At 65.4% G+C, this 15,197-nt stretch carries 14 protein-coding genes and 1 pseudogene; 4 read left to right on the forward strand and 11 right to left on the reverse strand.

The window, feature by feature from the left end:
* Positions 1 to 12 precede the first annotated feature (12 nt).
* Positions 13 to 639, forward strand: a complete 627-nt coding sequence (locus BX604_RS35300) for a DUF47 domain-containing protein (RefSeq protein ID WP_098556148.1) — start codon at positions 13 to 15, stop codon at positions 637 to 639.
* Positions 640 to 649: 10 nt separating this feature from the next.
* Positions 650 to 1,660: an inorganic phosphate transporter gene (locus tag BX604_RS35305; RefSeq protein WP_096503049.1), complete on the forward strand. Its 1,011-nt coding sequence runs from the start codon at positions 650 to 652 to the stop codon at positions 1,658 to 1,660.
* A gap of 134 nt (positions 1,661 to 1,794) precedes the next feature.
* On the opposite strand, the gene BX604_RS35310 is transcribed toward BX604_RS35305, so the two are convergent.
* Together BX604_RS35310 and BX604_RS35315 are read right to left on the reverse strand one after the other, a co-directional pair.
* Positions 1,795 to 2,862 carry a C40 family peptidase gene (locus tag BX604_RS35310; protein WP_098556150.1) on the reverse strand — a complete coding sequence of 356 codons (1,068 nt, stop codon included), beginning with the start codon at positions 2,860 to 2,862 and terminating at the stop codon, positions 1,795 to 1,797.
* A 230-nt stretch (positions 2,863 to 3,092) separates the two neighbouring features.
* Complete coding sequence (locus BX604_RS35315) at positions 3,093 to 4,913, reverse strand: PhoH family protein (protein WP_098556153.1); 1,821 nt, start codon at positions 4,911 to 4,913, stop codon at positions 3,093 to 3,095.
* Between BX604_RS35315 and BX604_RS39970 the strand changes: the two are divergent.
* Positions 4,809 to 5,053 (forward strand): annotated as a pseudogene (locus tag BX604_RS39970) (hypothetical protein); the annotation flags it as partial. The gene BX604_RS35315 and the pseudogene BX604_RS39970 overlap by 105 nt on opposite strands.
* A 192-nt stretch (positions 5,054 to 5,245) precedes the next feature.
* Here the strand turns inward: BX604_RS39970 and BX604_RS35325 are convergent.
* From BX604_RS35325 to BX604_RS35365, 9 genes are all read right to left on the reverse strand, one after another.
* Positions 5,246 to 5,707, reverse strand: a complete 462-nt coding sequence (locus BX604_RS35325) for a peroxiredoxin (protein WP_006756046.1) — start codon at positions 5,705 to 5,707, stop codon at positions 5,246 to 5,248.
* Between the two features lie 108 nt (positions 5,708 to 5,815).
* Positions 5,816 to 6,712, reverse strand: coding sequence for a polysaccharide deacetylase family protein (locus BX604_RS35330; RefSeq protein WP_098556155.1), 897 nt, complete (start codon positions 6,710 to 6,712; stop codon positions 5,816 to 5,818).
* 12 nt (positions 6,713 to 6,724) lie between these two features.
* Positions 6,725 to 7,780, reverse strand: a complete 1,056-nt coding sequence (locus tag BX604_RS35335; protein ID WP_098556158.1) for a bifunctional UDP-4-keto-pentose/UDP-xylose synthase — start codon at positions 7,778 to 7,780, stop codon at positions 6,725 to 6,727.
* Positions 7,777 to 8,724, reverse strand: coding sequence for a formyltransferase (locus BX604_RS35340; RefSeq protein WP_098556161.1), 948 nt, complete (start codon positions 8,722 to 8,724; stop codon positions 7,777 to 7,779). The genes BX604_RS35335 and BX604_RS35340 overlap by 4 nt, the downstream gene beginning before the upstream one ends.
* A complete protein-coding gene (locus BX604_RS35345) occupies positions 8,721 to 9,743 on the reverse strand; it encodes a glycosyltransferase (protein ID WP_098556164.1) in 1,023 nt (340 codons plus the stop codon). Before BX604_RS35345 ends, BX604_RS35340 begins: the two co-directional genes overlap by 4 nt.
* Positions 9,744 to 9,749: 6 nt before the next feature.
* Positions 9,750 to 10,901 carry a DegT/DnrJ/EryC1/StrS family aminotransferase gene (locus BX604_RS35350; RefSeq protein ID WP_098556167.1) on the reverse strand — a complete coding sequence of 384 codons (1,152 nt, stop codon included), beginning with the start codon at positions 10,899 to 10,901 and terminating at the stop codon, positions 9,750 to 9,752.
* 140 nt (positions 10,902 to 11,041) lie between these two features.
* Positions 11,042 to 11,413 carry an EamA family transporter gene (locus tag BX604_RS35355; RefSeq protein ID WP_096503033.1) on the reverse strand — a complete coding sequence of 124 codons (372 nt, stop codon included), beginning with the start codon at positions 11,411 to 11,413 and terminating at the stop codon, positions 11,042 to 11,044.
* A gap of 13 nt (positions 11,414 to 11,426) precedes the next feature.
* Complete coding sequence (locus BX604_RS35360) at positions 11,427 to 13,103, reverse strand: glycosyltransferase family 39 protein (protein ID WP_098556170.1); 1,677 nt, start codon at positions 13,101 to 13,103, stop codon at positions 11,427 to 11,429.
* Positions 13,104 to 13,226: 123 nt separating this feature from the next.
* Entirely contained in the window at positions 13,227 to 13,601 is a 375-nt protein-coding gene (locus BX604_RS35365; RefSeq protein ID WP_098556173.1) for an Mth938-like domain-containing protein, read from the reverse strand.
* Positions 13,602 to 13,918: 317 nt separating this feature from the next.
* Here BX604_RS35365 and BX604_RS35370 point away from each other — a divergent pair, with 317 nt between their 5' ends.
* On the forward strand, positions 13,919 to 15,157 hold the full coding sequence (locus tag BX604_RS35370; RefSeq protein ID WP_098556176.1) for a pyridoxal phosphate-dependent aminotransferase: 1,239 nt from the start codon (positions 13,919 to 13,921) through the stop codon (positions 15,155 to 15,157).
* Positions 15,158 to 15,197 lie beyond the last annotated feature (40 nt).

A 15,197-nucleotide genomic window follows, 5' to 3' on the forward strand; every position in this document is an offset into this window, starting at 1 on the left:
CTCAGGAATCCCATGTTCGGTCGATTCATGCCCACCGAGGGCAAGTTCTTTGAACTCTTCAACGCGCACGCGAAGCACATCGTTTCCGGTGGCCGCGAGCTCGAACTGCTGATCGACAATCTCGCTGACGCCGAGATTCACAAGCAAAACGTGCAGACCGCCGAGAAGGCCGCAGACAGGCTGACGCATGAAGCGATCGATCTGCTGCACAAGACCTTCATCACGCCGCTCGATCGCGACGAGATCCACAAGCTGATCACGACGATGGACGACATCCTCGACCTGATGGAAGACGTCGCGACGGCCGTGTCGCTGTACGACGTGCGATCCGTCACGTCCGAGGCGAGCCAGCTCGCGCACATCGTCACGCAGTCGGCGCAACACGTGCAGCAGGCTGTCGGGTTGCTGTCCGACATGAAGCAGTCGGCACAGATCCTCAAGCAATGCGAGGAGATCGACCGCTGGGAGTCGGAGGCCGATCGCGTGCTGCGCGCGGCGATGTCGAAGCTGTTCCGCGAGGAAGACGACGTGAAGACGCTCATCAAGCTGAAGGCGATCTACGAGCTGCTCGAAGAGATCACCGACAAGTGCGAGGACGTCGCGAACATCATCGAAGGCATCGTGCTGGAAAACGCCTGAGCGGACCACGATGCATTCGATACAACTCGCCCTATGGATGGTCGCGACGCTGGTGCTCGTCGCGCTCGTATTCGACTTCATGAACGGCTTCCACGACGCGGCGAACTCGATCGCCACCGTCGTGTCGACCGGGGTGCTGAAGCCCCAGCAGGCCGTCGTGTTCGCGGCGGCGTTCAACGTCATCGCGTATTTCATCTTCCACCTTAAAGTCGCGCAGACCGTCGGCAAAGGCACGATCGATCCCGAGATCGTCGACCACTACGTCGTGTTCGGCGCGCTGGTCGGTGCGATCGGCTGGAACGTGATCACCTGGTACTACGGGATTCCGTCGAGCTCGTCGCACGCGCTGATCGGTGGTCTCGTCGGCGCGGCGCTCGCGAAGTCGGGCTGGAGCTCGCTGAATATCGACGGGCTGCTGAAGACGATCGCGTTCATCTTCATTTCGCCGCTGCTCGGTTTCATCCTCGGTTCGCTGTTCATGCTCGGCGTGTCGTGGCTGTACTTCCGTACCGCGCCAAGCAAGGTCGACCGGCGTTTCCGCCGGTTGCAGCTGCTGTCGGCCGGCCTGTACAGCCTGGGTCACGGCGGCAACGACGCACAGAAGACCATCGGGATCATCTGGATGCTGCTGATCGCGTCGGGCTATGCGTCCGCGACGGCCGATGCGCCGCCTGCCTGGGTGATCGGTGCGTGCTACCTGTCGATGGGTCTCGGCACGCTGTTCGGTGGCTGGCGCATCGTGCGCACGATGGGCCAGAAGATCACGAAGCTCAAGCCGGTCGGCGGTTTCTGTGCCGAAAGCGGCGGGGCGATCACGCTGTTCATCGCGTCGTTCCTCGGCATTCCGGTGTCGACCACGCACACGATTACCGGTGCGATCGTCGGTGTCGGCGCAACGCAGAAGCTGTCGGCCGTGCGCTGGGGCGTAGCCGGCAATATCGTGTGGGCGTGGGTGCTGACGCTGCCGGCGGCCGCACTGTTCGCGGCCGGCGGATGGTGGCTCGGACACCAGATCTTCTGACTCCCTGATTCCGGCACGGCCGGATCGACATGAAATGCGCCGCAAGCCGAAAGGCTGCGGCGCATTTTCTTTTGGGGGTCCGCAACGGCGACTGGCCGATGCAGGGTGGGGACGCGCAGGGAGTAAGCGGCGGGCTAGTAACTGCCGTTCGCGAAGCGGGCGATCGGATCGTCGGCCGTGCCGGTACGCGCGCTGGCGGGCGCGGATTGCGTGGCGGCGCGCAGCACCTGGACGGGCTCGGTACTGCGCGGCGACGGTGCGGCGGCTGCGGAGGGCGGTTCGGCATCGAACGCGGCAGCCTGTGCGGCCGTCAGCGCCGTCGTCGGAATTTGTGAGCCGGTTTCGGCCGGGCTGGCGGGCGCGGCATCGGCCGTCATGGCGTTCATGTCGCCATTCGTCGCGGTTGCCTGTTGCTGAGCGGCCTGCATGCGCGGCGGCGGCGGCTCGTACGGATCGGCTGCCGCAGCGGCCGGAGCAGCCACAGCGGCAGCCACGACGGGTGCGGCCGGCATGATCGGGGCAGGCGGCGTCGCACCGGCCTGCGGCGCGGCATAGGCCGGCTGTCGCGGCGCGGCGGCCGTTACGACCGGGGCGGGAGCCGGGGTGGCCACCGGCGCATCGCGCCGTGCCTCGTAGGTCGGCGCATCGAACGGTGCCGGCGTCGCACGCGGCGGCGCGACGCGGCGAATGCCGTCGAAGCGTTTCGCCCAGTACGGGTTCGTGAGGTAGTCGAGCCGCACGGTGCCGCCGGTCGACGGCGCATTGACGAAGCGCAGCTTGCCGACGTAGATCCCGACGTGCGAATGCGGCCGTCCGGTCGTATTGAAGAAGATCAGGTCGCCCGGCGCGACCTGGTCGGGATCGATCGACATGCCGCGGCTGCTCATGTCGGCGGTCGTGCGGGGCAGGTTTACGTCGGCCGCGCGACCGAGCACGTAGCGCACGAGCCCGCTGCAGTCGAAGCCGCTCGTCGGCGTGTTGCCGCCCCAGCGATACGGCACGCCGACGAGGCTCATGGCCTGAATCGAGATTTCTTCCTGGCCGACGCTGTGGTCGACGAATTTTGGGAAATTGGCGGGGGCAGGGAACGCGCGCGGCGTCGTGATCTTCATGCCCGACGTGCGCGAAGCCGACTGCGGCGGCACGCTGGAGCAGGCCGCAAGCAGTGAAACGACGGCGACGGGAACGCAGATTCGAAGCATGACAAGGCGGACGAGCGCGACGCGCTCGCGAATCGTATGACAACAGACAGACCCGATGGTAGACGCACCGGCGGGGCTTAAGCAACCATTCCTGAGAATTTACTTGAAGTTTCGTGTGTAAGTGACGCTGTTCGGTAACGAAGCGTGACCAACGTTTCAGACCCCAAAATAAAAACGGCGCTCCGGGAATGGAGCGCCGTGAGGCGTCGACAGCCGGCCGGCGGGTCGCGTTACAGGATGTCCGACGCGTAGTCGGCCAGGCGCGAGCGTTCGCCGCGCGCGAGGGTCACGTGGCCGCTGTGGCCCCAGCCCTTGAAGCGGTCGACGACGTAGGTCAGGCCCGAGCTGCCTTCGGTCAGGTAAGGCGTGTCGATCTGCGCGATGTTGCCGAGGCACACGATCTTCGTGCCGGGGCCCGCGCGCGTCACGAGCGTCTTCATCTGCTTCGGCGTCAGGTTCTGCGCTTCGTCGATGATCAGGTACTTGTCGACGAACGTGCGCCCGCGCATGAAGTTCATGCTCTTGACCTTCAGGCGCGAACGGATCAGTTCCTGCGTGGCCGCGCGGCCCCATTCGCCGGCTGCATCGTCGGTCTTCTGCAGCACTTCGAGGTTGTCGTCGAATGCACCCATCCACGGCTGCATCTTCTCTTCCTCGGTGCCGGGCAGGAAACCGATGTCCTCGCCGACGGGCACGGTCGCACGCGTCACGATGATCTCGTTGTAGCGCTTGTCGTCGAGCACCTGCGCGAGGCCGGCCGCGAGCGCGACGAGCGTCTTGCCGGTACCGGCCTGGCCGAGCAGCGTGACGAAGTCGATCTCGGGGTTCATCAGCAGGTTCAGCGCGAAATTCTGCTCGCGGTTGCGCGCGGTAATGCCCCACACATTGTTCTTGTGATGGCTGTAGTCGCGCAGCGTCTGCAGCAGCGCCGTCTTGCCGTTCAACTCGCGCACGATCGCGTGGAACGTCGGCTCGCCGTTCTGCGGCTCGAGATAGACGAACTCGTTGACGAGCATCGACGCGACGAGCGGGCCCGTCACGCGGTAGTACGTGGTGCCCGTCTTCGTGTCCTGCCAGCTCTCCATCCCCTTCGCGTGCTTGGTCCAGAAGTCCTGCGGCAATTCGCGCACGCCGTTATAGAGGAGATCCTTGTCCTCGAGTACCTGGTCGTTGAAGTAGTCTTCCGCCGGCAGGCCGAGCGCATGCGCCTTGATCCGCATGTTGATGTCTTTCGACACCAGCACGACCTGGCGATCCGGCCGGTCGCGCTGCAGCGCGCGCACGACACCGAGGATCTGGTTGTCGGCCTTGCCTTCGGGCAGGCCTTCGACCGGCGCGATGTCGGCCAGCTTGGTCTGGAAGTACAGGCGGCCGAGCGCCTCGCGGCTGCCGAGGCGTGCCAGCGGAATGCCGGCCGAGATCGGGCCGCCGTCGGCTACCAGCGCGTCGAGCGTACGGCTGACCTGGCGGGCGTTGCGCGCGACTTCGGACATCCCCTTCTTGTGATTGTCGAGTTCCTCGAGCGTCATCATCGGCAGATAGACGTCGTGTTCCTCGAAGCGGAAGAGGCTGCTCGGGTCGTGCATCAGCACGTTGGTGTCGAGCACGAACAGCTTCTGCTGTTCGACTTCGGCGGGCTTGCGGCTGCGCGACTTCGGCGCGGTGCCGGCATCGCGCGCGGGTGCGGCGGCCGGTTTGCCGGCGGCCGGCTTGTCGTTGCGTGCGACGACTGGCATTGCGGGGGCCGCGGGTGCAGCAGGTTCGACCGGCTGCGGCATCGGTTGCAGCAGGGCGGCGGTTTGTCTGGTCTTGCGGCCGCGTGCGGGTGTGCTCGCGGTGTCCTGCGCCGACGGCGCGACGGCGCGCAACGGCGCGGTCGTATTCGCGGCTTCGGTCATCGGTTGGGCCACGCTCGCCGGACCATAGTCACCGGCTGTGGATGCGTCCCCTTCGGCGGATTTCTTCGCGGCTTTCGTGGGCCGCGCTTTCGCCTTGTATTCGTCGGGCGGCAGAAGGCTGCCGAGCTTGCTGGGGGGAGTAGGCAAAGGCATGGTGTCCCTCGGGAGGAATCGTGTCGCATGAAGTGCGCCGCTGATCGCATCCTGCGTGACGTAGACGCATGCAGTTTGCGCGCGGTGGCGCACAGGAATTTCGTCTAGCCGGTTCGCCTAAGTGTCGGTCAACTCCTTGACGGGGTGAGCACCGGACCGAGAGCCGGCACCCAATCCATAAAAAAAGCCGCTGCCCCGTGGACCGGGACATGCGGCTCGGCTGATACCGTCGTGATGCGCGTCAGGTGCCGGCAAGCATCGCAACGGGCACCGGCGCAGCTACGAGAAATATGGGGCGAACTGGCATTCATTGCGGCCCAATATAACGCGGCTCAAAGCGCTTGTACAGCACTTAGCACGTCGTCCACGTGACCCGGCACCTTGATGCCGCGCCATGCCTGGCGAAGCACGCCGTCGGCATCGATCAGGAAGGTCGAACGCTCGATTCCGCGCACTTCCTTGCCATACATTTTCTTCATTTTGATGACATCGAACAGCGCGCACAGCGCTTCGTCGGCGTCCGAAATCAGCGGGAACGGCAGTTCGAGCTTGGCCTTGAAATTGTCATGCGAGCGCAGGCTGTCGCGCGACACGCCGATCACTTCGGCGCCGGCCTTCTTGAACTTCGGATAGAGATCGCGGAACTGCAGGCCTTCGGTGGTGCAGCCCGGCGTGTTGTCTTTCGGATAGAAATACAGAACGAGCTTCTTGCCCTTCAGGTCGGACAGCGAAATGTCGCCGCCCGTCGCTGGTGCGGTGAAATCGGGAACTTGACGGTCAACTTCGACGGACACGTGTTTCTCCTGTTGTTATGGAAAGGCGCCGCCGCGGCGGCGCGGTTCGGCAGCGCGTCGCGGCGGCACGCCGCGAGAGCGGAGGGCGGCGCCGGCTCGCGCGCGAACTCAGTCGGGCTGGACGATCAGTTCGCCGGAGCGGCCGGGGATCTCGCCCCACGTGACAGGGTACGATGGCAGCGAGTCGCGGTCCAGCGTCGCGTGGTAGTCGCCCATCGTCGCAAACGTATGGCCTTGCGCACGCCAGCCGGCGAGCAACTGCTCGAACACCGGTGCGAGTTTCTGGCCTTCCAGTTCCGCATGCAGCGTGAACACCTGATCGTGCGGATTGGTTTCGGTGAACCGGAGGATGTGCGCGGCGACGTTGTGCGTGTCGACGCCGTCGACGCCGAGCACCTCGTCGAGCGTCGGCAGCGTGGTCGGCATCTGCACATGCGACAGCGTGCGGCCGCCGACCACCGGCAGGTACGGCGAATGGCCGCGGCCGTCGGATGCGTAGCGCATCCCCCACGCGTCGATCTGCTCGAAGGCGGAGTCGTTCATCTGCCAGCCGGCCGCGCCGTGCGTGACGGGCGGCGCGCCGAAGACCTCGGCGAAGCGCGCGTGGCTCTTCTGCATTTCACGCGCGGTCCAGTCGCGATCGCGCACGCGCACGTTGTCCTGCCAGTACACGTGATCCCACGTATGGATCCCGCATTCGAAGCCGGCTTCGTGGATCGCGCGCATGTCGGCGATCGCGCGGCGGCCGATGTCGGGGCCGGGCAGCAGCACGCCGTACATCAGCTGCTTCACGCCGTAATGCTCGACCACCGACGTGCGCGATACCTTCTTCAGAAAGCCGGGGCGGAACACGCGCCGCAGCGCCCAGCCCGTGTGATCGGGCCCGAGGCTGAAGAGGAAGGTCGCGCGCGCGTTGAAGCGGTCGAAGATGCGCGCGAGGTTCGGCACGCCCTCGCGCGTGCCGCGCAGCGTGTCGACGTCGATCTTGAGGACGATACGAGCCAAGCGAACGTCCCGTCAGTTCTGCTGTTCGACGAGCGCACGCGCGTCGCCGACATGGCCGCGATACGCTTCGAAGATCTTGCGCAGTGCTTCGTCGAACGTCGACTGCGGTGCCCACGCGAGTTCCTGCATCGTGTTGTCGATCTTCGGCACGCGGTTCTGCACGTCCTGGTAGCCGTTGCCGTAGTAGGCGCCCGACGTCGTTTCGACGAGCTGAACCTGCTTCGCGGAGTCGGCGTATTCCGGGAATTCGGCGGCCAGTTCGAGCATCTTGTGCGCGAGCTCGCGAACCGAGAAGTTGTTCTTCGGATTCCCGATGTTGTAGATCTTGCCCGACGCGACGCCGTCTTTGTTGTCGATGATCTTCATCAGCGCGCTGATACCGTCGTCGATGTCGGTGAACGCGCGCTTCTGCGAGCCGCCGTCGACGAGGCTGATGTTTTCACCGCGCACGATGTGGCCGAGGAACTGCGTGACGACACGCGAGCTGCCTTCCTTCGGCGTGTAGATCGAGTCGAGGCCCGGGCCGATCCAGTTGAACGGGCGGAACAGCGTGAAGTTCAGGCCTTCCATCCCGTAACCCCAGATCACGCGGTCCATCAGCTGCTTCGAGCACGCGTAGATCCAGCGCGGCTTGTTGATCGGGCCGTAGGTGAGTGCCGATGCATCCGGGTCGAACTGCTCGTCCGAGCACATGCCGTAGACCTCGGAGGTCGACGGGAACACGAGGTGCTTGCCGTACTTGACGGCCGAACGCACGATCGGCAGGTTCGCCTCGAAGTCGAGCTCGAACACGCGCAGCGGCTGCTGGACGTAGGTGGCGGGCGTCGCGATCGCCACGAGCGGCAGGATCACGTCGCACTTCTTCACGTGATACTCGACCCACTCCTTGTTGATCGTGATGTCGCCTTCGAAGAAATGCATCCGCTCGTGGTTGACGAGGTCGCCCAGCCGATCGGTCTGCATGTCCATGCCGAACACTTCCCAATCGGTGGTTTCAAGAATGCGCTTCGACAGGTGATGGCCGATGAAGCCGTTCACACCCAGGATCAGGACTTTTTTTGCTTTCATGAATGACGGGAAGAATGAATGAACTGCGCGAATTCCGCGGGCGTCACGACGGTTTCGCTGCCGTCGCGTTGCTGCCACAGCTCGAGAATGGATAGGGCGCGGCTGTCGCCGCAGACGCCGAATAGCGCATTATCGCTTACGTGCAGGCCGGGCGGCAAATCTGCCGCGGCCGCGGCAGCCGGGCTGCCGGGCGCCGCCAGGCGCGCGCGGGCGATCACGAAGCGCGTGCCGCCGACGTCGGCAAACGCGCCCGGATACGGGGGCGCGACCGCGCGCACCAGGTTGTAGACCTGCGCGGCCGGCTTCGACCAGTCGATGCGGCCGTCCTCCGGCTTGCGCCCGCCGTAGTAGCTGCCCGTCGACAGATCGTTCGGCAGATGCGGCGCCTCGCCCGCGAGCAGCGCGGGCAGCACGCGCCAGAGCGTCTGCTCGGCGGCGACCGTGACTTTGTCGAACACCTGCGTGGCCGTATCGTCCGGCAGGATCGGCACCGCGGTCTGGCCGATGATCGCGCCGGCGTCCGGCTTCGCGGCCATCTCGTGCAGCGTCGCGCCGGTTTCCGTTTCGCCGTTCAGCACGGCCCAGTTGGTCGGTACCCGACCCCGGTATTTCGGCAGCAGCGAACCGTGCATGTTGTACGCGCCGCGTGGCGCGATCGCGAGCAGGTCCACCGGCAGCATGTGGCGGTAGTAGAACGAGAAGATGAAGTCCGGCTGCACGTCGGATACCGCGCGGCGCAGCGCCGGATCGGCGGGGTCGGCCGGCGTGAGAACCGGGATCCCGTGTTCGGCGGCAACCGATGCGACGCTGCCGAACCAGATGTTCTCGTTCGGGTTGTCTTCGTGCGTGACGACGAGCGCGACGTCGACGCCGCGCGCCAGCAGCACCTGCAGGCAACGCACACCGACGTTGTGATACGCGAAGACGACGGCGCGCGGCTTCATTGCGTCGTCCCCGTGCGGTGAGCGCCGCCTGGCACTGCGGGCATGCCTTCGTGCTGTTCGAGCACCGCCTGGATCAGGTAGCGCGGCCGAGCGCGCACCTGCTGGTAGATGCGGCCGACGTATTCGCCGAGCAGGCCGAGCGCGAACACGATCACGCCGAGCATGAAGAACGTGATCGCGAACAGCGTGAACACGCCTTGCACTTCCGCGCCGACGATGAAGCGACGCACGAGCAGCAGCACGAACAGCCCGGCCGAGCCGAGCGACAGGATCACGCCGATGAACGACAGCCACTGCAGCGGCACGACGGAAAAGCCGGTCACGAGGTCGAAGTTCAGCCGGATCAGGCTGTACAGCGAATACTTCGACTGGCCCGCGAAACGCTCCTCGTGCGCGACCTCGATTTCGGTAGGGTTCTGTGCGAACGTGTACGCGAGCGCCGGGATGAACGTGTTGACTTCGCCGCACACGTTGATCGTGTCGATGATGCGGCGGCTGTACGCGCGCAGCATGCAGCCCTGGTCGGTCATCTTGATCCGCGTGATGCGCTCGCGCAGCCGGTTCATCACCAGCGACGCCTTGCGTCGCCACAGGCTGTCCTGACGCTGCTTGCGGATCGAGCCGACGTAGTCGTAGCCCTCGCGCATCTTCGCGATCAGCTTGCCGATTTCCTCGGGCGGGTTCTGCAGGTCGGCGTCGAGCGTGATGACGATCTCGCCACGCGACTGCGCGAAGCCGGCGAGGATCGCCATGTGCTGGCCGTAGTTGCCGTTGAGCAACACGACGCGGGTCGTGTCGGGGCGCACGTGGAACTGGTCGGCGAGCATGGCGGCCGAGCGGTCGCGGCTGCCGTCGTTGATCAGGATCACTTCGTACGACGTGCCGAGTGCGTCGAGTGCCGGGTACAGCCGCGCGAACAGCGCGGCCAGGCCATCTTCCTCGTTGTACACGGGGATGATGATCGATACTTCCGGATTCGCGGCGCCCGGATGCCCGGCGCGTGCTTCAAGGTGACTCATGTACGCTTATTTTCCGTATTGTTCGAAAATCTGGTTGATGGCGTCGGCTACGCGACGCACGTCGTCTTCGGTCATCTGCGTGAAGAGCGGCAGCGTGACGGTCGACGCGCCGTAACGTTCGGCGTGAGGGAACATGCCCTCGGCAAAGCCGCGCGCACGATACAGCGTGAACAGGTGGATCGCCGGGTAGTGCACGCCCGTGCCGATGCCGCGTTCCTTCATCTGCGCCATGAAATCGGCGCGCGAGATCGACAGCCGGTCGAGCGGCAGCGTGACCTGGAACATGTGCCAGTTGCTGTTCTCGAAATCGGCGACGGGCAGGCCGAGCCCGAGCTTCACGGCCGGGCCGCCGTCGAGCGCGGCGAAATACGCGCGTACGAGCGCACGGCGCTGCGCGGTGAAACGCTCGAGGTGCGGCAACTGGCCGAGGCCGACGCGCGCGGCGACGTCGGTCAGGTTGTACTTGCCGCCGAGCACGTCGCAGTCCATTCCGTCGAAGCCGGTGCGCGTGATGCCCTGCAGCCGGTACTTCTGCGCGAGCGTCGCCTCGTCCTCGTTGTTCAGCACGAGCGCGCCGCCTTCGATCGTCGTCAGGTTCTTGTTCGCGTGGAAGCTGAACGACACGATATCGCCGATCGCGCCGATGCGCTTGCCGTTCCACGTCGAGCCGAGCGCCTGCGCGGCGTCCTCGATCACGCGCAGGTTGTGCGCGCGTGCGATCGCGTACAGGCGATCCATGTCGACCGGCAGGCCGGCCAGATACACGGGAATGATCGCCTTGGTGCGCGGCGTGATCGCCTGCTCGAGCTTGTCGAGGTCGATGTTGCGCGTGATCGGGTCGATGTCGGCGAACACGGGCGTCGCGCCCGTCTCGAGGATCACGTTGCTGGTCGAGACCCACGATGCCGGCGTCGTGATCACCTCGTCGCCGGCGCCGACGCCCGCGATGCGCAGCCCGATCTCGAGCGTGCAGGTGCCCGAATTGAACGCACGGACCGGCCGGCCGCCGCAATACTCGGACAGCGCGGCTTCGAATTTCTGGCTCTGCGGGCCGGTGGTGATCCAGCCCGAGCGCAGCACTTCGACGACGCCCTGGATGGTTTCCTCATCAATCTCGGGGCGGGTGAACGGCAGAAACGGAGCGGTAGTCTGGCTCATGAACGCTTTGGCTCGTAATGGCGTGTAATAAAGGGGTCGGGCGATCCGGCCCGAAACCGGCATTAAACACCGGTTGGCGGATTCGCACCGTGATTTTTTGTAGGCGGACGCTTAATGTACGCCGGGCCCGCCGGGGCCGCTCAACTGCGCGCGAGCACGACCACGCCGATCAGGATGATGCCGATGCCGATCAGCCGCTGGACCGACATCACCTCGCCGAACAGGTACCAGGCCGCGAACGCGTTGACCACGTAGCCGAGCGACAGCATCGGGTACGCGATCGACACGTCGACCCGCGACAGCCCGAGAATCCACACGACGACGCTCAGCACGTAGCAGCCGAGGCCGCCGATGATCGGCAGCTGGGTCGCGATCTTCAGCCCGACCGGGACGATGTTCGACGGCGTGAATTCAAAGTGCCCGACAGCGTTGACGCCGGCTTTCAGCAGAAGTTGCGCACAGGCGTTGAGCATCACGCCGGTGACGATACAGATGAGCGAAACGGGATTCATGCAGTGCGGGTCCTTACGATTGCGGTTTTTCGACGATCACGCGGCGGTTGTCGCGCGCGATCACGCGCATCGGTACGCCTTGCTTGACCAGCGTGTCGTATTCGTTCGGCGACATGATCGCGAGCGCATGGGTTTCCTGGTTCCAGCGCGTGATCCATTCGTCGACGGTCGGGATCCATTTGTTCGGCTCGACCGAGATCCCGAAGGCGAGTTCGTCCTGGCGGTGGACCATGATCGTGGTGTGGCCGACATAGAACGGGAACGTGTGATCGAGCATGTCGACCGAGTAGAACGGCGTGTCGGCCGGCAGTTTGGCCAGCTCCGCGCGCACGGTCGGCGCGAGCAGCGCGCCCGAGCTGTAGCGGCCGAACTCGTCGTGGCCGGTGCCGCCGATCGTGCCGAACGCGAGCCATGCGGCGCCGAACGCGGTGATCGCGGCGGCGACGCCCGTGCGGCGGTTCAGCCACGCGGCGGCGAGCGTCAGCACGGCCGCGACGGCGAGGCCCGCATACAGCCACAGCTGGAACGCGCGATACAGCGCGTTCGGCGTGCGGGCGTCGCCCTGGTAGGCCAGGAAGATGATCCCGAACGCTGCCACGACGAGGAACACGAGGTAGCCGAGCAGGTGGCGGCGGAACCGGTCGGCGCTCATCAGCGGCAGGTACGCGCCGATCATCAGTGCGAGCGCTGGTGCGACCGGCAGCACGTACGAGATCAGCTTCGAATGCGACGCGCTGAAGAACAGGAAGATGAATGCGCTCCAGATCAGCAGCACGAGCATCGGCGCGAAGCCGTTGGGCTGGCGCGGCATGCGCAGCGCATGACGCAGGCTCTGCCACGCGACCGACAGCCACGGCAGGAAGCCGACCAGCAGCACCGGCACGAAGTAGTAGAACGGGCCCGGGCGGTTCTGTTCCGGAGTCAGATACCGGCGGAACTGCTGGACGATGAAGAAGAAGTTGAAGAATTCGGGGTTGCGTTGCTGGACGAGCACGAACCACGGCGTGACGATCGCGAAGAAGATCACCAGGCCGCTCACCAGATACAGGCGCTTCCACAGCGCCCAGTCGCGCGCGATCAGCGTATAGAGCACCAGCACGGCGCCCGGCAGGATCAGGCCGACGAGCCCCTTGGACAGCACGGCGAACGCCATCGCGGCCCAGCACGCCCACATCCAGCCGCGCACGGCGCCAGCACGCAGGCCGGGCCGCTGCGCGAGCAGCAGCGAGCAGAGCGACAGCGCCATCCAGAACGCGAGCCCCATGTCGAGCGCGTTGAAGTGGCCCATCAGGTTCCAGTACGGCGAGCACGCGAGCACGACGGCCGCGAGGAAGCCGGACAGCGGGTTGAACAGGCGTGCGCCCGTGAAGCCGACCAGCAGCACGCCGGCGAAGCTGGCGAGCCCCGTGTAGAGGCGCGCCTGCCATTCGCCGATGCCGAACCACGCGAACGTCAGCGCATTCAGCCAGGTCTGCAGCGGCGGCTTCTCGAAGTATTTGTAGCCGTTGTAGCGCGGCGTGATCCAGTCGCCGGTGACGAACATTTCGCGCGCCATCTCGGCGTAGCGGCCTTCGTCGCTCGGGATCAGGTGGCGCAGCCCGAGTGGCGCGAACCAGACGATCGCGAGCGCGACGAGCAGGAGGACGAGCGTGATGCGATTGAGCGGTAGCCTCGACGGCGTATCGTTCATGGGTTTTCAGCCTGTTGGTTGTTGTGACGGGCCGCCGGCGCGTTGCGCCGGCGGCGGGCGGCCTGCCGGGTGTCGATCCGGGGATCGATCGGTGCGCCGGCCCGAGTTTTACTGCATCGGCGATTAACGTTCAATTAAGAGCGCGGCGGCGACTTTGCGGCCCTCGGCCATCAGGATGTTGTAGGTGCGGCAGGCGGCCTGGAAATCCATCGTCTCGACGCCGATCCGCTTGGCCGTGAGCGCGGCCACGAGGCGCGGATGCGGGAAGCGCAGCCGTGCGCCGCTGCCGAAGATGACGAGTTCGGGCGCCGGCTCGAGCAGCATCGCGAAATGCTCGGGCGTAAGCGCGTCGAACGACGACACGGGCCATGGCCGTACCGGCGCGCCGGGCAGCACGATGACGCTGCCCTCGTGACGCTCGAGGTTGACGTCGACATAATCGGGGCCGTAGCCGGTGACGGTGTTGAGCGCGCCGCTCGCGTCCTGGTGCAGTTTCAAATCGTTATTCCGCGTTCCGTAGGGGGAATGTCTGGCAAGGGCCGCACGGCCCCGGGCGGCCGATTTCGCGCGCCGGCACGTGCGGGGCGCCTGACGGCGCGGGCCCGGAGCGGCTATGGTGCATTGCGAAAGTCGGCCAAAATCCGCTAAATTATAACTTTTTGGTTGCCCCCGGGCGCCACTTGCGTCGAGCGTCGCCACAAGCCGCGTCCGACCGCCCGCTTTTTCCCCAGTCTAGACAGCGCGCACAGACCGGCCGCTCTCCAGTTTTGATCCCGTCCCCCCGGCCGCGAGGCCAACCCAGGAACCGTGTCGTCGTGAAACCGATTCAGAAGTCGAACAAGCTGCTCAACGTGTGCTACGACATCCGTGGCCCGGTGCTCGAGCACGCGAAGCGCCTCGAGGAAGAAGGCCACCGCATCATCAAGCTGAACATCGGCAACCTCGCGCCGTTCGGTTTCGACGCGCCGGACGAGATCATCCAGGACATGATCCGCAACCTGCCGGCATCGTCCGGCTATTCGGATTCGAAAGGCGTGTTCTCGGCCCGCAAGGCCGTGATGCACTACACGCAGGAAAAGGGCGTCGTCGGCGTCGGTCTGGACGACATCTACATCGGCAACGGCGCGTCCGAGCTGATCGTGATGGCGACCCAGGCGCTGCTGAACGACGGCGACGAAGTGCTGCTGCCGGCGCCCGACTACCCGCTGTGGACGGCCGCCGTGAGCCTGTCCGGGGGCACGCCCGTACATTACGTGTGCGACGAGCAGAACGCGTGGATGCCCGACCCCGACGACATCCGCCGCAAGATCACGCCGAACACCAAGGCGATCGTCGTGATCAACCCGAACAACCCGACCGGCGCGCTTTATTCCGACGAATTGCTGCTCGAGCTGCTCGAGATCGCGCGCCAGCACGGGCTGATCGTGTTCGCCGACGAGGTCTACGACAAGATCGTCTACGACGGGCTCGAGCACACGGCGCTGGGTTCGCTGTCGGAGGACGTGATCACGGTCACGTTCAACAGCCTGTCGAAGAGCTATCGCTCGTGCGGCTATCGCGCGGGCTGGATGGCCGTGTCGGGCCTCGGCGGCGACAACCGCCGGCACGCGAAGGACTACCTCGAAGGGCTCGGGATCCTGTCGTCGATGCGGCTGTGCGCGAACGTGCCGGGGCAGTTCGCGATCCAGACGGCGCTCGGCGGCTACCAGAGCATCAACGAGCTGATCGTGCCGAGCGGGCGCCTGTACAAGCAGCGCGAACTCGCGTACGACATGCTCACGTCGATTCCCGGCGTGACCTGCGTGAAGCCGCAGGCCGCGCTGTACATGTTCCCGCGCCTCGATCCGAAGCTCTACCCGATCCAGAACGACCAGCAGTTCATCCTCGACCTGTTGCTCGAGGAGCGCGTGCTGCTCGTGCAGGGCACGGGTTTCAACTGGGCGGCGCCGGATCACTTCCGCGTGGTGTTCCTGCCGAACCTCGACGACCTGACCGATTCGATCAACCGGATCGCACGCTTCCTCGACGGCTACCGCAAGCGCCATTCGGCCTGAGCGGACAGGATTACACGGCATTCCCTCATTTTCTAATCTC

This window comes from Burkholderia sp. JKS000303 (genome assembly GCF_002563755.1).
Taxonomy (GTDB): domain Bacteria; phylum Pseudomonadota; class Gammaproteobacteria; order Burkholderiales; family Burkholderiaceae; genus Burkholderia; species Burkholderia anthina_B.